This is a genomic window from Cupriavidus phytohabitans (assembly GCF_000426345.1).
Classification (GTDB): Bacteria; Pseudomonadota; Gammaproteobacteria; order Burkholderiales; family Burkholderiaceae; genus Cupriavidus.
Map to the genome: position 1 here is coordinate 152,556 of NZ_AUFE01000006.1, position 16,640 is coordinate 169,195.

Consider the following 16,640-nt stretch of genomic DNA (forward strand, 5'->3'; position numbering starts at 1 on the left):
CGGCTTGCCCAATGCGAATACGTGCCAGAATATGTCTTCAGGCTATGGATGGCCTGTGCCTATCGTTCCAGACGCCCCAAATCCCATGCGCCTGCGCCAGATCGAAGTCTTCCGCGCCGTGATGCTGACCGGCACCGTCAGCGAAGCCGCGCGCCTGCTGCATGTGTCCCAGCCCGTGGTCACGCGCGTGCTGCAGCATGCCGAGGCCTCGCTCGGCTTTCGCCTGTTCGAACGCGTGCGCGGGCGGCTGCAGCCGACGCCTGAGGCAAACGCCTTGTATGGCGATGTCGAAAGGCTATACGGCGAGATCGAGCGGGTGCGGCGCGTCTCGGAAAGCCTGCGCCACAAGGGCGCCGGGCGCCTGCGCGTGGCGGCCACGCCGAGCCTGGCCAACCCGCTGCTGGTGCCGGCGGTGCGGCGCTTCTGCGCGCGCCACCCCGACACCCAGGTGCAGGTGCTGACCCACCATACCGATGAGATCGTCGGCGCGCTGCTGGCCAACCAGATCGACCTGGGTTTCGCCTTCTCGCCGCCGCGCCACGAGGCCATTTCAAGCGAACCGGTGGCCAGCGGCCGCATGTTGCTGGCGGTGCCGCGCGGCCAGCCGCTGCCCGCCGCAGGGCGCCGCCGCCAGGTGCCGATGCAGCGGCTGATGGACCGCCCCTTCATCGGCTATGACGACAACAGCTCACTCGGCCTGCTGGTGCGCCAGACCTTGGCGCGGCACGCGCTCGAGCCGCGCTCGACGCTGGAGGTGCAGACCTACTCGCTGGCGCTGGCGCTGGTCGATGCCGGACTCGGCCTGACGCTGCTGGACCAGTACACCGCGCTCAGCGCCAACCCCGCCCATGTGGCGCTGCATGACGTGGCGCCGGAACTGCCGTTCGAGATCCAGATGCTGCGCGCCAGCCACCGCGCCGGCTCCAGCCTGGCCGACGACCTGCGCGTGCAGTTCGCGCAGGCCGCACAGGAACTGGCGGCCACGCTGCCGCAGCGGCTGGAAACGCCGGTGGTCAGCCTGGACGGCGCGCTGCCGGGCGGCGCCAGGGTGCGCACGGCGATACTGGAGTGACAGCCGCGCCGGCGCCGATTTGACAGCGTTACAGGCGGTGCACCATCATTCAGGACGCCTGCACTCGCTGGCCGCAAGCGCCAGACCGCCTATGTTCGTCCTGACCCTGATCGCCCTTGTCCTGGTCAGCGCCTTCTTCTCCATCTCCGAGATCGCGCTGACCGCCGCACGCCGCACCAAGCTCCAGGTCTTGTCCGATCGCGGCGATGGCCGCGCCACGCGCGTACTGCTGCTCAAGGAAGAGCCAGGGAATTTCTTCACCATCGTGCAGATCGGCGTCAACAGCGTGGCCATCCTCGCCGGTATCCTCTGCGAGAAGCACGTGTCCGACCTGCTGCTGGAAACGCTGTCGCCGTATATGCAGGTGGTCCACGCGCAGCGCGTGGCCAATATCGGCTCGTTCCTGATCGTGACGCTGCTGTTCATCCAGTTTGCCGACCTGATCCCCAAGCGCATCGCAATGACATTCCCGGAAGCGTGCGCGCTGGCCGTGATCGCCCCCATGCTGACGCTGCTGCGCGTGCTCAAGCCGCTGGTGTGGGTCTTCAACGCCGCCGCCGATGCCGCGCTGCGGCTGCTGCGACTGCCGACCAAGCCGGTCGACCAGATCACCACCGAGGACATCGCCGCCATGGTCGATGCCGGGGCCGAGGCGGGCGTGCTGCACAAGCATGAGCTGCACCTGATCGAGAATGTGTTCGAGCTCGGCTTCAAGGGCATCACCGCGATCATGACGCCACGCGACGACGTGGTCTGGCTGAGCCTGGACGAGCCAGCCGACAGCGTTCGGCGCAAGCTGGTCAACCAGCCGCATGCGCAATACCCGGTGTGCGGGCACGACCTGGATGACGTGCAGGGCTATATCGATTCCAAGGACATCCTGCAGCTGCTGCTGGCCGACGAGACCGCCGCGGTGATCGGCAATATCGGCCGCCACCACGACAAGAACGTGCTGGTGATCCCCGACACGCTGACGCTGTCCGAGGGGCTGACGCGCTTCCGCGAGATGCACCAGAACTTTGCCGTGGTCATGAACGAGTACGGGCTGGTGGTGGGCATCGTCACGCTCGACGATATCGTCGGCGCGCTGATGGGCGACATCCTCTACTCCAGCGAAGACGAGCAGATCGTGCGCCGCGACGACAGCTCGTGGCTGGTCGACGGCCTGACGCCGCTGGTGGACCTGAAGAAAGCGCTGGAACTCGATGCCCTGCCCGGGGAGGACTATGTCGACACCGCCGGCGGGCTGGTGATCTACGCGCTCAAGCGCATCCCGAAGAAATCCGAGTCAATTACCGTGGCGGGCTATCGCTTTGAAGTGCTGGACATCGACCATCACAAGATCGACCAGCTGCTGGTATCGCGCCTGCCCGCGCCAGAAGAGCCTGCTGCGCGGCAGCCGTAGCCGATCCTGCCTGCCGATAACGCTCCAGCGTATCCGGCATGCGGAACCACGCCACGTAGCTGAACGCCACCACCACCGCGGCCGCGGCCACCGCGCCGAGCCGCCACGGCGCCACCACATCCCGTGGCGCCGGCACGTGCAGCGTGCGGTAGGCGGTGCCGAGCAACGCGATCCACGCCAGCCCCAGCGCATAGCCCGCTGCCACGTCGGACAGCCAGTGCATGCCCAGGTACAGCCGCGACACTCCGATCGCCACCACCGCCACCACGGTCAGCGCCAGCACCGGGATGCGCACGCGCCATGGCTGGCGCAGGCACAGCAGGAACGCCAGGAAGCCGTACGTCACCATGCTGCTGGTGGCGTGGCCGCTGGGAAAGGAATACGACTCCAGCCCGCTATAGATGCTGGCCGGCCGCACCCGCGCCATGCCGAACTTGAGCGCCATCACGCAGGCGCGCGCGCCGAGCAGCGCCGCGGCCCAGTACAGCGCCGTAACCCACGCGCGCCGCCACCACAGCCACGCGAACACCGCCACGCCGACCGCCACCGAGATGCGCGCACCGCCCAGCTCGGTCACCGCGACCATGGCGATATCGAGCCAGCCGCGACGCCATGCGCGCAGCTGCGCGAACACCAGCTGGTCGAGACGGACCACTTCCTCGCCCTGCGCGATTTCGGCGGCGAGCCAGAACAGCGCTGCTCCGCAAGCCAGCAGCGCGGCGCCGGCCACGAGCACCAGCAGCAGTTCGGCGATATCGCGTTCCAGCACGCGCAGCGTCAGCGTGCTCAACCGGCGCGGCCGGTGCTGTGCGGCCACGCGCGTCGACAAGGCACCGGCGCCCCAGACGCGCATGCCGTCGAGCCAGCGCACCAGCGGGCGCAACAGCGCCACCAGGCACAGCAGCAACACAGTGGCAAGCGTGAACAACCCGAGCAATCCCAGCGCCGTGCCGGGCGTCAGCCATGCATCGGCGATCGCGCCCACGCGCGCCGGCAGTTCAGGCACGCGACACGCCGGTGCCGCCGATGCGCGCGATATTGCCGCGCGCCGGCGCCTCGCAGTCGGCAAAGGCCGGCGTCAGGAACAGGCGCGGCCGCTGCGCCAGTTCGCCGAGGAAGGCGGCACGGTGGCGCCCGAACTCCGCCAGCAGTGCATCGCCGTGCAAACCGGTGCGCGCGGCCAGCATGGCGCGGTTCTCGGCGAAGACATCGGCGCTGTGGGCATCGAATATGCCGGGCGGCGCGGCCAGCCGGAACAGGTCGAGATCGAGCACGGTGTCCGCGCCGTCGATGGTGGGCGTATGCGTGCGGGTGTCGCGCACGATCTGCGCGGCACGGCCGAGGTCGGTACGGTCCACCTCCGGCGCAATGGTCTCCACCAGGGCAGCCGAAGCCGACTCGTTGTGCTCGCAACCCGGCACATAGACCGCGTCGTGGCACAGCACCGCCAGCGCCTGCGCCGGATCCAGCGCGACGCCGCGCGCGTGGGCGACTTCGAACATCTCGAGGACATGGCGGCGCCCGTGGTAGTGCCGGTATGCCGAGTCATACAGCGCCAGCACATCCAGCACCGTCTTGCGTGGCAGGAAGTCGAGGCAGGCCAGCGCCGCGGGCCAGTCCGGGGCAAAGCGCGGCACCTCGCCCTGCGGCGTCGTCACGGGTTCGGTGAATACGTCGGCGCGGCGCACCCAGAGCAAGGCGGGATCGCGCATCGCGCGATAGACGACAGCCGGCGCAAGGTCGGCCTCAAGGCGACCGATACCCACGACGGCATAGGCACCGCCCTTATGGTGGCGGTACGGCATGCCGGCAATGAGGTCAGGGTCGTCGGGCAGTTCGGCGGGGTCGCCGTGGAATTCGGCAGGCGTGGCGGGTGGCAGTGTCATCGGTGGCCTCGTTCATGGCAGTCCGCTGGATCGCCATGATAGTGCACCGCCAGGCGCTGGCTGCAATGAAACCGACCGCAAAAAAACAAAACCGACGCTCACTTGCGTGGGCGTCGGCCTGAGTTTTACTACACTGTTGTTGCCTGTCCGGCGGTCGAGACCGGGCAGCTTCTTGTCTGGCGGAGAGGGTGGGATTCGAACCCACGGTACCGTCGCCGGTACGCCTGATTTCGAGTCAGGTACATTCGACCACTCTGCCACCTCTCCGGTAACTGCTTTGCCGTGTGGCGAAACCGAGATTATAGCCACACCGTGCCGGCCAGTGCAAGAGGCCGGCAACAGATTTTTTACAGCTCCGGTTCCAGGCGAGTGACGCCGCCCATGTAGGGCTGCAACGCGGACGGCACCGTGACCGAGCCGTCGGCGTTCTGGTAGTTCTCGAGGATTGCCACCAGCGTGCGGCCCACGGCCAGGCCCGAGCCGTTCAGCGTGTGCACCAGTTCCGGCTTGCCCTGCCCCGCGCGCATGCGCGCCTGCATGCGGCGCGCCTGGAAGTCGCCCATGTTCGAGCACGAGCTGATCTCGCGGTAGGTGTTCTGCGCCGGGATCCACACTTCGAGGTCATAGGTCTTGGTGCTGCCGAAGCCCATGTCGCCCGTGCACAGCACGATGGTGCGGAACGGCAGTTCCAGCTTCTTCAGGATCGCCTCGGCGTGGCTCGTCAGCTCTTCCAGCGCGTCGAACGATTGCGCGGCCGGAACGACCTGCACCAGCTCGACCTTGTCGAACTGGTGCTGGCGGATCATGCCGCGCGTGTCCTTGCCGTACGAACCCGCTTCCGAGCGGAAGCACGGCGTATGCGCGACGAAGCGCAGCGGCAGCTTCTCGCCGGCGACGATGGCGTCGCGCACGATATTGGTCAGCGGCACCTCGGCGGTCGGGATCAGGTAGAAGTTCTCGATGCGCTCCCCTTCCTCGCTACCCACCTTGCGCGGCACCTTGAACAGGTCTTCCTCGAACTTGGGCAGCTGGCCGGTGCCGCGCATCGATGCCGCGTTGACGATATACGGCACGTACATCTCGGTATAGCCGTGCTCCTGCGTATGGGTATCGAGCATCAGCTGCACCAGCGCGCGGTTCATGCGCGCCACGCCGCCGCGCAGCATCGAGAAGCGCGAGCCGGTCACCTTGACCGCGGTGTCGAAGTCCAGGCCCAGCTTCTCGCCCACGTCGACGTGGTCGCGCACTTCAAAGTCGAACCGGCGCGGCTCGCCCACGCGGCGCACCTCGACGTTCTGGGTCTCGTCGTTACCCACCGGCACGCTTTCGTGCGGCAGGTTGGGGATCGACAGCATCAGATCAGACAGATGCGCCTGGATCTCGTCGAGCCGCGCGGCCGCCGCCTTGAGCGTGTCGCCGATGCCGCCCACTTCCGCCATCACCGCCGAGGCGTCCTCGCCCTTGCCCTTGAGCATGCCGATCTGCTTGGACAGGCTGTTGCGGCGCGCCTGCAGTTCCTCGGTCTGGGTCTGCAGTTGCTTGCGTTCGGCCTCGAGTGCCTGGAACGCCGCCACGTCGAGTTGGAAGCCGCGCGTGGCAAGGCGTTGCGCCACGGCGTCGATGTCTTTGCGGAACAGCTGGATGTCGAGCATGTTGCTTGTTTGAAGTGCAGGGCCAGCGACATGCCGGCGGACCCGCCATTTTACTGCACACACGTTGGCAAACAGGCAAACCTATTCGCTGGTCTTGCCGCCCTTGCCGTGGTCCTTCGGCTTCGCGGCACGCTGCTCGCGATGCCAGGCATCGTCCAGTTCGCGCAAGTGGCGCAGCTTCTCGGCGATCTTGCCTTCCAGCCCGCGCGGCACCGGCTGGTACCAGCCCTGCGCCTTCAGGTCGTCCGGAAAGTAATGCTCCCCGGCGGCGTAGGCTTCGGGCTCGTCGTGCGCGTAGCGGTAAGCATGGCCGTAGCCAAGCTCCTTCATCAGCCTGGTCGGCGCATTGCGCAAGTGCACCGGCACCGCGCGCGACTTGTCCTTGCCGACGAAGGCGCGCGCCGCGTTGTACGCGTTGTAGCCGGCATTGGACTTGGGCGCGACGGCCAGGTAGATCAGCGCCTGGCCCAGCGCCAGCTCCCCTTCGGGCGAACCCAGCCGCTCGTAGGTCTCCGCCGCATCCAGCGTGATGCGCGCGGCGCGCGGATCGGCCAGCCCGATGTCTTCCCACGCCATGCGCACGATGCGCCGCGCGAGGTAGCGCGGATCGGCGCCGCCATCGATCATGCGGCAGAACCAGTACAGCGCGGCATCGGGGTCCGAGCCCCGCACCGATTTGTGCAGCGCGCTGATCTGGTCGTAGAAGGCATCGCCGCCCTTGTCGAAGCGGCGCAGGTTTTCCGACAGCGCGCTGCCCAGCAGCGCGGTATCGATCTGCGCGGCGCCGGCGGTACGCGCGGCGCGCGCCACGATCTCTATGTTGTTCAGCAACTTGCGCCCGTCGCCGTCGGCCGATGCCACGATCAGCGCAAGGGCCTCGTCCTGCCAGCTGATGCCTCCCAGTTCTTCGGAGGCGCGCAGGGCCAGCTGGGTCAGCTCGGCATCGTCCAGGCTCTTGAGCACATAGACCGCCGCGCGCGACAGCAGTGCGCCGTTGACCTCGAAGGATGGATTCTCGGTGGTCGCGCCGATGAAGGTGAACAGCCCGCTCTCGACGTGCGGCAGGAAGGCATCCTGCTGGCTCTTGTTGAAGCGGTGCACCTCGTCGACGAACACCAGCGTGCGCCGCCCGTGCGCGCGGAACTGCTCGGCGCGCTCCACCGCCTCGCGGATGTCCTTGACGCCCGACAGCACCGCCGACAGCGCGATGAACTCGGCGTCGAAGGCATCGGCCATCAGCCGCGCCAGGGTGGTCTTGCCCACGCCGGGCGGGCCCCACAGGATCATCGAATGCGGCTCGCCAGACTCGAACGCCACGCGCAGCGGCTTGCCCGGGCCCAGCAGGTGCTGCTGCCCGATCACCTCGTCGATGGTGCGCGGCCGCAGGCGCTCGGCCAGCGGTTGGCGGGAACGGTCAGGGGTATCGGAGAACAGCGAGTCCGCCACGTCATCAAACCTTGCGATTGCAGAACGCCACAGTGTAGACCATCGGCGCCCCGCGCTCAGGTGCCGGGCCTGCGCGTCGGACTAGGCGGCAAAGGCGACCACGTCCTCGATCTCGACGCGGATGCCGATGCGCTCGCCCACCGCGTGGTTGTGGTGCGAGGGCACCAGCGCCAGCACCCGGCCGCCGCTGGCCAGCCGCAGCGTGTACAGGATCTCGGCGCCCCGGAAGGCCTTGTGCACCACTTCCGCCTGCATCGGGCTGGCGTCGTCGTGGACGATGTCGTCAGGGCGCACCAGCACGTCGACGGCGGAATCCGCGGGCAACTGCAGGGGCACGGCCGGTTGCAGCATGCCCAGCTCCACTTCGATCCGCGCATCGCCGCGCAGGTGCCCCGGCATCAGCACGCCCTGGCCGATAAAGCCGGCGACGAAGCGCGACTTGGGGCGGTGGTACAGCTCATGCGCACTGCCCCACTGCTCGATCACGCCGTCATGCATCACGCCGATCTCGTCGGCCATGGCAAAGGCCTCGTACTGGTCGTGCGTGACCAGGATGGCGGTGGTGCCTTGTGCCTTCAGGATCGCGCGCACTTCCAGGCTCAGGCGCTCGCGCAAATCGACATCGAGGTTGGAGAACGGCTCGTCCAGCAGCAACAGCTCGGGCCGCGGCGCCAGTGCGCGCGCCAGCGCCACGCGCTGCTGCTGGCCGCCGGACAGCTCGTGCGGATACTTGCTCCCCGAGCCGGCAAGTCCCACCAGTTCCAGCACCTCTTCCACCCGCGCCGCTCGCTCGGCGCGGCCGGCACGGGTTAGCCCGAAACCGACGTTGGCGGCCACATCCAGGTGCGGGAACAGCGCATAGTCCTGGAACACCATGCCGATGCGGCGCTGCTCCGGCGGCACCAGCGCGTCCGACGACGACACGGTCTGTCCGTCCAGCACGACGCGGCCGTCCTGCAACGGCTCGAAGCCGGCGATGGCACGCAGCACCGTGGTCTTGCCGCAGCCGCTGGGACCCAGCAGGCACGCGATATTGCCGCGCGCCAGCGCAAACGACAGGCCCTTGACCACCGCGTGCCGGCCAAAGGCATGCCGGATCCGGTCGACCTCGATGACGGCGGCGCCGGCGGCAGCCTCGCGGGTGCCGCTGCGCGTCATCGGCCGCGTACGCGCCGGGGATGCGGGTAATCGGGAATAGGAATCGGTTCGCATGTGCGCATTATAGGGATGTGGGGCCGCGCCGCGGGCCATCTCGTGCGCGGCATTGCTAGAATGCGGCAGCCCGCGCCGCGCCGGCACCACATTGCCCGGGCGCGCTTCCATCGAATCCACCGCATGCTCCTGCCCAGCCGCCGCCGCTTCCACCCCCTGACCCTGGCCACGCTCGTGATGGCGCTGCTGATCGCCGTGCCGGTGCTGGTGGTCGCCTCTGCCGTGCTGCTGCCCGCTGGCGAGACCTGGCGCCACCTGATCGACACGGTGCTGGCAGAGTACGTCTTCAACACCATCTGGCTGCTGCTGGGCGTGGCCGCGGGCGTGCTGCTGCTCGGCGTGACCACGGCATGGCTGGTCTCGACTTACCGCTTCCCCGGCCATGCCGTGATGGAATGGGCGCTGGTCCTGCCGATGGCGATGCCGGCCTACGTGATCGCCTACGCCTACACCGATGCGCTGCAGTTCGCCGGGCCGGTGCAAGGCTGGCTGCGCGAGCTGACCGGCTGGAAGGCGCGCGACTACTGGTTCCCGGACATCCGCTCGATGGGCGGCGCCATCGCATTGTTCTCGCTGGTGCTGTATCCCTACGTCTACCTGACGGCGCGCGCCGCCTTCCTGCAGCAGACACAGAACACAATCGAAGCCGCGCGCCTGCTCGGCCACGGTACCTGGAGCCGGCTCTGGCGCGTGGTGTTGCCGCTGGCACGGCCCGGCATCGTCGCCGGCACCGCGCTGGCGATGATGGAGACGCTGGCCGACTTCGGCACCGTGGCGTACTTTGCCATCCCCACGTTTTCCACCGGCATCTACCGGGCGTGGTTCTCGCTCGGCGACAAGAATGCGGCGGCGCAACTGTCGGCATGCATGTTGCTGTTCGTCGCGGCGATCCTGCTGATGGAACGCGCCAGCCGCGGCCGTGCGCAGGTCTACGGCAACCAGCGCCGCGCCGCGGCATGGACGCTCGGCGGCACGCGCGGCTGGCTCGCGCTGGCGGCCTGCGCCGTGCCGGTGCTGCTGGGCTTCCTGGTGCCCGCGCTGATGCTGTGCCGCATGGCCTTTACCGACGGCGACGCCCAGTTCGGCCCGCGCTTTGTCGGGCTGGTGCGCAACAGCTTCCTGCTGGCCAGCGCGACGGCACTGGCGGCGGTGCTGGTGGCGCTGGCGATCGGCTACGCCGGCCGCGCCGCGAACGGCCGGCGCGGCTGGCTGGTGCGCGGGCTGACGCGGCTTTGCGGCATGGGCTATGCGCTGCCCGGCTCGGTCATCGCCGTGGGCGTGCTGGTGCCGGTGGCGCGCTTCGACAATGCCTTGTCGGCGTGGCTGCAGCAGCAGTTCGGGCTGTCGGTCGGATTGCTGCTGACCGGCGGCATCGCGGCGCTGGTCTATGCGCTGCTGGTGCGTTTCCTGGGCGTGGCGCTGCAGACGGTCAACGCCGGGCTGGGCAAGATCACGCCCAGCATGGACGCCGCCGCGCGCAGCCTCGGCCACGGCCCCGGCGCCACGCTGCGGCGCGTGCATTTCCCGATGCTGCGCGGCAGCCTGCTGACGGCAGCGCTGATCGTCTTCGTCGATGTGATGAAGGAACTGCCGGCCACCTTCGTGATGCGGCCATTCAACTTCGATACGCTGGCCGTGCAGGCCTACAACCTCGCCGCCGACGAACGCCTGACCGAAGCCGCGACGGCGTCGCTGGTGATCGTCGCCGTCGGCCTGCTGCCGGTAATCTTGCTATCGCGCACGATCCGGCGCGAGGCGCAACGCTGAGCCGCCCGCCAACCCGCTAAAGTCCCGCCCCGCCGCGCCGATAGCGTTTCATGGCCCGGCGCTCGCCCGGGGACAAGAACAGCGGCACGCCGGGCCTTTCGGCGCCTGCCGCCGGAACGCATGAGGGGGGCGTATGCTGCGATACCACATCCTGTTGTTCAAGCTGAACCGGCTGGTCAACCGCAACACGCTGAGCGGCGTGGAAGAAATCTCGCTGGCCGGCCAACTGGCCGAGATGATCGAATCCGCCGCTACCGCGGCCCGCATCATCGACGACCTTGCCGACCACGCCAACCCGCAGGTGCGCCGCATCGCGCTCAACGCGATCCGCCGCGCTCGCCAGTTCACCTCACCCGGCCTGCAGCCCGCGCTGGTACGCCGCATGGCGGATGCCGAAGCGGCAGTGCGCCATGATGCGGTGTGGATCGTGCAGGAAACGCGCATGGACGGCGCCGAACTGCGCGCGGCACTGCGCCGGCTGGCGGGCAAGGTGCGGTTGCCATGGGACGCCGAGCGTGCCCGCGCCAATCCCGGCGACACGGCGCTGGCCGCGCAGGTGCGCGCCCGCATGGCGCTGGACAGGCTGCTGGAAAAGAGTGCGGCGGAGCGCAACCAGGCGCTGGCCGCCATGGCGCTGGGAACGATCGGGGACCAGCCCTATGCGGAAGGCACGGTCGGCCACAAGGGCCTGCTGCGCCGCGCGCTGATCCGGCGCCAGGCCGGGCGGCGGCTCGACAGCAGCGTCAAGCTGACGTTCCGCAAGGTCGAGCCGGCCGAGGTGAAGGGGAACAAGCGGTTCCTGCCTTGATGTGGAACCTGATGCGGAACCGGCCGGCCACCCCTCGTGCAGGGACGGCCGGCCCGGCCCGGCGGCTTACTTGAAGCCCGCGCGGTCCAGCAGCTTCTGCGCCTGCGGCTGGTACTTGCCCAGCTCGGCCACGTTGATGCTGTCGGCCTTGAACTCGCCCAGCGCATCGAGCGCCGGATTGCTGACCTTCACGCCCTGCACCACCGGCCATTCGTTGTTGCCGTCGGCAAAGTAGCGCTGCGCCTCGTCGCTGGCGAGGTACTCCAGGAACTTGACCGCCGCCTCCTTGTTCGGCGCGTGCTTCAGCATGCCGCCGCCAGAGATGTTCATGTGCACGCCCTGGCTTTTCTGGTTGGGCCACACCACGCCCAGCTTGTCGGCCACGGCCTTGTCTTCCGGCTTGGTCGACTTCAGCAGGCGCGCGATGTAGTAGGTGTTGGAGATCGCCACGTCGCACTCGCCCGCGGCCACGGCCTTGAGCTGGTCGGTATCGCCGCCCTTGGGCGCGCGCGCCAGGTTGGCTGCCACGCCGCGCGCCCACTGCTCGGTGCGCGCCTCGCCGTCGTGCGCGATCAGGCTGGACACCAGCGACAGGTTGTAGACGTGCCCGCTGGAACGCGTGCAAACCTTGCCCTTCCACTTGGGGTCGGCCAGGTCCTCGTAGGTGGCGATGTCGCCAGCCTTGAGCGCGGTCTTGTTGTACGCGATCACGCGGCCGCGCGCCGAGAAGCCGAACCACTCCCCGTTCGGGTCGCGGTACTTGGCGGGAATGCGCGAATCCAGCACCTTGGACTTGACCGGCGCGAACACGCCGGCCTGCTGGGCCCGCCACAGCCGGCCGATATCGACGGTGATGAAGACGTCGGCCGGGCTGTTGGCGCCTTCATTGCGGATGCGCTCCAGCAGCGGGTCTTCCTGGCCTTCGATGCGGTTGATCTTGATGCCGGTCTGCTTGGTGAAGTTGGCGTACAGCGCCTCGTCCGTCTGGTAGTGGCGGGCGGTATAGAGGTTCAGCACCTTTTCCTGCGCCGCCGCCGCGAGCGGCAGCGTCAGCAGGGCCAGCGCCGCGACACGCGGCAGCAAGGTTCGGATAGTGGTCTTCACGCGGATGGCTCCCCAGCTTGGTTGGGCAGTCGCCAGCATCCGGGACACCCGGGACTGCCCGGTTATTGGATTCCGGACAGCCAAAAACAATATTGATTCTTGTTCAGCCGGTCAAATTACATTTTTGTCATGTTGGCGGCCCGTTGAGAGATCAATATTTGCAACTCGATACACCGACGCGCTTTCACATCACTTCAGCCGCGCCTCACCCACGTAACCTTGCCAGCCTTGATGCCGAGGGTCCGGCGCTGAGGGTTGTAGTCCATGGTGCCCGGGAACTGCTGCCCGTCGCGTTCGCCCAGCCGCCACGCGCAGCCTTGCAGCAGACCGATGGCCTCGGCCTCGCTCTTGCCTACCAGGGTGTCGTCGGCAACCTTGTCGGCGGCACAGCCGGCCGGCGTGCCGCGTGCGCCTTGCGGGCCGGGCATCGGTGCCGGCTCGCCGGGTTGCGCCGCGCAACCTGCCAGCAAGGCCGCGCCGGCGGCCAGCCACAGCAGTCCGCGGGAAGTCGTTCGGATGGCGGTCATGTCATGTTCCTTTGCATGGATGAGGATGCTTGGACACATGACCGCGAGGGGCGTTCCGGTCGCCAGAAAGCGCTGAAGCCGGCGAGATCAGCCTTTTGCGCGGTCGGCCAGCGTCTTCATCGCATCGGCCGGCAACGGGCCGTGACACGTCCGTTCACCGCCTGACTCGCTGACGACGAGCCAGACCTGCTCGGGCTTGCCCGTGGGATGCAGCAGCCAGGCGGGGCCGCGCGCGTTGCTGCTCGGCGGCAGGTCTTCCAGCACGCCGGTGTTGGCGGACTGCAGCATGACCGCGCATTCCGATACCGGCACGCGCGTGGATTTCAGGAATGCCGCGTTGCCGAGCACTTCAGGCAACGCCGTGTCCGGCGCGCGCAGGAAGGATTCGACATCGAACTTGCTGGCACCGCCGCCGGTACTGGTGCAAGCCGCCAGCGCCAGCGCGCCGGCACCGGCCAGGATCGCTGCACCGTAGCGTCCGCGGGCAGCGACGATGCGAGCGGCCATGGCTGAGTTCGCAATCATGGCGGGCCTCATTGCTTCATCACATCGGCGCCCTTGGGCACCGTGAACCGGAACGCATCGGCCGCCAGCGGCGGGTTCTTCTGCATGTTCGTGAAGGTCAGCAAGGTGGTGTTGCCGAAGGCGTCGCGCAACTCCATGGCTTCAAGGTTGCCGCCCTTGAAGCCGATGCCGATGCGCTCGAACTGCGTGTCCTTGGCCTTGGGCGTCAGTTCCAGCCATTCCACGCCATCGCGGGTCGGGCCGTTCTTGATGGCGAAGTTCTTTTCCAGGTCGTTGCTGCCGAACAGGATCGCCGCCGGGCTGGAACCGAGCGCGGCATCGAGCTTGCGCTCGGTGACCTGGTTCAGGTCCTTGTCATAGATGTACAGGGTCTGGCCATCAGCCTGCAGCAACTGCTCGTAGGGCTTGGTATAGCGCCAGGTGAACTTGCCCGGGCGCGAGAACACGAAGGTGCCACTGGAGTTGCCGGTCACCTTGACACTGGCGCCCTGGCCCTTGACCTGGCGCTGCGTGAATTCGCCGCGCGCGCTCTTCACACCGGTGACAAAGCTCTGCAGCTGGTCGGTGGCTGCGGCATGGGCCGGCGCCTGGATGGCAAACATCGCCAGCGCGGCGCAGGCCGACACAAGGATGCGGTTGCGCATGATTCTGGATCCTGGTTGTTATCGAATGCGTTGCCGTAGTGCGGCACCTGCTCCGGCAGCCGGCCGCACCGTCAACGTGCCTGGTTAGAGCCGGCAGTTGGTACAGGATTCCGTGCTGCCCGTGCTACACGGGTAACCGGATATTACGCTGGGCCAATCCGCGGCCAGCCGGGATACCCGCCTGCGCTTTAATCATCATCCCGCGCAGCCGCGCCACCGCCCTGTACCAGGATGTCGCGATTGCCATTACCCGACATCGCCGACACCAGCCCGGCCTTCTCCATATCTTCCAGCAGTCGCGCGGCGCGGTTGTAGCCGATGCGCAGGTGGCGCTGTACCAGCGAGATCGACGCGCGTCGGTTCTTCAGCACCACTTCCACGGCCTGGTCATACAGCGGATCGGCCTCGCCGCCGCCACCGCCGATACCGGCGCCGCCGCCAAGGCCATCGCCGCCACCGTCGTCCGTGAGGCCGCCTTCGAGGATGCCTTCGATGTAGTTGGCGTCCCCGCCTTCCTTCAGCTTCTCCACCACGCGGTGGACTTCATCGTCAGAGACAAAGGCGCCATGCACGCGCACCGGCAGGCCCGTGCCCGGCGCCAGGTAGAGCATGTCGCCCATGCCCAGCAGCGCTTCGGCGCCCTGCTGGTCGAGGATGGTGCGCGAGTCGATCTTGCTGCTGACCTGGAAGGCGATGCGGGTCGGCACGTTGGCCTTGATCAGGCCGGTGATCACGTCCACCGACGGGCGCTGCGTGGCCAGCACCAGGTGCAGGCCGGCGGCGCGCGCCTTCTGCGCGATGCGGGCGATCAGCTCTTCCACCTTCTTGCCGACCACCATCATCAGGTCGGCCAGCTCGTCGATGACGATGACGATGGTGGGCAGCTTGTCCAACGGCTCCGGCGCGTCCGGGGTCAGGCTGAACGGGTTCGGGATCTTCTCTTCCCTGGCCGCGGCCTCGTCGATCTTCTTGTTGTAGCCGGCCAGGTTGCGCACGCCAAGCTTGCTCATCAGCTTGTAGCGCCGCTCCATCTCGCCGACCGCCCAGTTCAGCGCGTTGCCGGCCTGGCGCATGTCGGTCACCACCGGGCACAGCAGGTGCGGGATGCCCTCGTAGACGCTCATTTCGAGCATCTTGGGATCGATCAGGATCAGGCGGACGTTGTCCGGCTTGGCCTTGTACAGCAGCGACAGGATCATCGCGTTGATGCCCACCGACTTGCCCGAGCCCGTGGTGCCCGCGACCATGCAATGCGGCATCTTGGCCAGGTCCGCCACCATCGGCTTGCCGGCGATGTCCTTGCCCAGCGCCATGGTCAGGCTGGAAGCGCTCTCGTTGTAGATTTGCGAGCCCAGGATCTCCGACAGCCGCACGGTCTGGCGCTTCGGATTGGGCAGCTCCAGCCCCATGTAGTTCTTGCCGGGAATGGTCTCGACCACGCGGATCGACACCAGCGACAGCGAGCGCGCCAGGTCGCGCGCCAGGTTGACCACCTGGCTGCCCTTGACGCCGGTGGCCGGCTCGATCTCGTAGCGCGTGATGACCGGCCCCGGGTAGGCCGCCACCACCTTGACCTCGACGCCGAAGTCCTTGAGCTTCTTCTCGATCAGGCGCGAGGTGAATTCCAGCGTCTCGGCGCTGACCGTCTCCTGGTGCGGCGGGATCGGATCGAGCAGCGACAGCGGCGGCAGGTCCGAATCCTGGATGTCGGCGAACAGCGGCTGCTGCTTCTCGCGTTCCACGCGTTCATGCTTGGGCACCGCCTGCGGCCGCACGATCTGCACCGGCGGCGCCTCCTCGATGCGCACGCGCTGTACCTCGACGGTTTCCTTGCGCTCGACCTTGGCGGCCTCGCCGATGATGCGGTCCTGCTTGCTCTCGCGGCGCGCCTTGAAGCCCAGGAACATGGTTTCGACGAAACCGCCGATATGCTCGGCTACCGACAGCCACGAGAAGTGGAAAAACAGCGACAGCCCGATCGCGAACAGCAACAGCAGCAGCAGCGTCGCCCCGGTGAAGCCCAGCGCCACCTGCATCCAGCCGCCCAGCGTGTCGCCCAGCACCCCGCCCGGCGCACGCGGCAGCGCGGCACGCAGCGGGTACATGCGGATTGCCTCCAGCCCCATGCTGGACAGCAGCGTCAGCACGAAGCCGATCCAGCTTACCGTCACGCCCTGGCGATGGTCCTCGCGCTCGGGCAGCTCGGCCGTCAGCGTACGCCAGCCGCGCCAGCAGCGCCGCACCAGCAGCACCGCCCACCAATAGGCCGAGAAGCCGAAGATAAAGAACAGCACGTCGGCTACCCAGGCGCCGACACGGCCGCCCAGGTTATGGATGTCGGCGACCTGGTTGGCATGCGACCAGCCGGGGTCGGTCTTGCTGTAGCTGGCCAGCACGCACAGGAAGCCCAGCGTGACGGCCAGCAGCAGGAACCAGCGCACCTCGCCCAGCAGTTTGCCGATGCGGGAAGGCAAGGCTGACGGATCGGTGCGGGTGGTCGTGGTAGCTCGGGCCATGCCTGGATAGGACTCTTTAAGGTGATTCCGGATGCGTTTGGCGCCGCCGTCGGACTATGTCAGCGCTGACTGACGA

Annotated in this window: 14 protein-coding genes and 1 tRNA gene; 4 read left to right on the forward strand and 11 right to left on the reverse strand. The window is 67.8% G+C overall.

Going from position 1 to position 16,640, the window contains the following annotated elements; translation table 11 throughout:
* Window positions 1-85 precede the first annotated feature (85 nt).
* Together K309_RS36065 and paeA are read left to right on the forward strand one after the other, a co-directional pair.
* Window positions 86-1,072 carry a LysR family transcriptional regulator gene (locus tag K309_RS36065; RefSeq protein WP_051320362.1) on the forward strand — a complete coding sequence of 329 codons (987 nt, stop codon included), beginning with the start codon at window positions 86-88 and terminating at the stop codon, window positions 1,070-1,072.
* A 91-nt stretch (window positions 1,073-1,163) separates the two neighbouring features.
* The gene (paeA, locus tag K309_RS0106870) at window positions 1,164-2,477 is read left to right on the forward strand and encodes a polyamine export protein PaeA (RefSeq protein WP_029045732.1); all 1,314 of its coding nucleotides are present in this window, start codon (window positions 1,164-1,166) and stop codon (window positions 2,475-2,477) included.
* On the opposite strand, the gene K309_RS36070 is transcribed toward paeA, so the two are convergent.
* From K309_RS36070 to K309_RS0106900, 6 genes are all read right to left on the reverse strand, one after another.
* Complete coding sequence (locus K309_RS36070; RefSeq protein ID WP_051320363.1) at window positions 2,365-3,483, reverse strand: phosphatase PAP2 family protein; 1,119 nt, start codon at window positions 3,481-3,483, stop codon at window positions 2,365-2,367. The two genes, paeA and K309_RS36070, sit on opposite strands and share 113 nt — an antisense overlap.
* Window positions 3,476-4,363 (reverse strand): DUF1653 domain-containing protein, encoded by an 888-nt coding sequence (locus K309_RS0106880; RefSeq protein ID WP_051320364.1) that lies wholly within the window; start codon window positions 4,361-4,363, stop codon window positions 3,476-3,478. Before K309_RS0106880 ends, K309_RS36070 begins: the two co-directional genes overlap by 8 nt.
* Window positions 4,364-4,540: 177 nt before the next feature.
* Window positions 4,541-4,630, reverse strand: a tRNA-Ser gene (locus tag K309_RS0106885).
* Window positions 4,631-4,710: 80 nt separating this feature from the next.
* Window positions 4,711-6,015, reverse strand: a complete 1,305-nt coding sequence (serS, locus tag K309_RS0106890; protein ID WP_029045734.1) for a serine--tRNA ligase — start codon at window positions 6,013-6,015, stop codon at window positions 4,711-4,713.
* An 81-nt stretch (window positions 6,016-6,096) separates the two neighbouring features.
* Window positions 6,097-7,461 (reverse strand): replication-associated recombination protein A, encoded by a 1,365-nt coding sequence (locus K309_RS0106895; protein WP_029045735.1) that lies wholly within the window; start codon window positions 7,459-7,461, stop codon window positions 6,097-6,099.
* Window positions 7,462-7,542: 81 nt separating this feature from the next.
* Window positions 7,543-8,673, reverse strand: coding sequence for an ABC transporter ATP-binding protein (locus K309_RS0106900; RefSeq protein ID WP_029045736.1), 1,131 nt, complete (start codon window positions 8,671-8,673; stop codon window positions 7,543-7,545).
* Window positions 8,674-8,796: 123 nt separating this feature from the next.
* Between K309_RS0106900 and K309_RS0106905 the strand changes: the two genes are divergently transcribed.
* The gene (locus tag K309_RS0106905; RefSeq protein WP_029045737.1) at window positions 8,797-10,440 is read left to right on the forward strand and encodes an ABC transporter permease; all 1,644 of its coding nucleotides are present in this window, start codon (window positions 8,797-8,799) and stop codon (window positions 10,438-10,440) included.
* 133 nt (window positions 10,441-10,573) lie between these two features.
* Entirely contained in the window at window positions 10,574-11,248 is a 675-nt protein-coding gene (locus tag K309_RS0106910; protein WP_029045738.1) for a hypothetical protein, read from the forward strand.
* A 66-nt stretch (window positions 11,249-11,314) separates the two neighbouring features.
* Here K309_RS0106910 and K309_RS0106915 read toward each other — a convergent pair whose 3' ends face one another.
* The 5 genes from K309_RS0106915 to K309_RS0106935 form a co-directional block, all read right to left on the reverse strand.
* Complete coding sequence (locus K309_RS0106915; protein ID WP_029045739.1) at window positions 11,315-12,352, reverse strand: Fe(3+) ABC transporter substrate-binding protein; 1,038 nt, start codon at window positions 12,350-12,352, stop codon at window positions 11,315-11,317.
* Between the two features lie 194 nt (window positions 12,353-12,546).
* Window positions 12,547-12,879 (reverse strand): hypothetical protein, encoded by a 333-nt coding sequence (locus K309_RS0106920; protein WP_029045740.1) that lies wholly within the window; start codon window positions 12,877-12,879, stop codon window positions 12,547-12,549.
* An 87-nt stretch (window positions 12,880-12,966) separates the two neighbouring features.
* A complete protein-coding gene (locus tag K309_RS0106925; protein ID WP_084402369.1) occupies window positions 12,967-13,404 on the reverse strand; it encodes a hypothetical protein in 438 nt (145 codons plus the stop codon).
* Window positions 13,405-13,412: 8 nt separating this feature from the next.
* Window positions 13,413-14,048 carry an outer membrane lipoprotein chaperone LolA gene (gene lolA, locus K309_RS0106930; protein ID WP_029045742.1) on the reverse strand — a complete coding sequence of 212 codons (636 nt, stop codon included), beginning with the start codon at window positions 14,046-14,048 and terminating at the stop codon, window positions 13,413-13,415.
* 188 nt (window positions 14,049-14,236) lie between these two features.
* Window positions 14,237-16,564: a DNA translocase FtsK gene (locus tag K309_RS0106935; protein ID WP_029045743.1), complete on the reverse strand. Its 2,328-nt coding sequence runs from the start codon at window positions 16,562-16,564 to the stop codon at window positions 14,237-14,239.
* Window positions 16,565-16,640 lie beyond the last annotated feature (76 nt).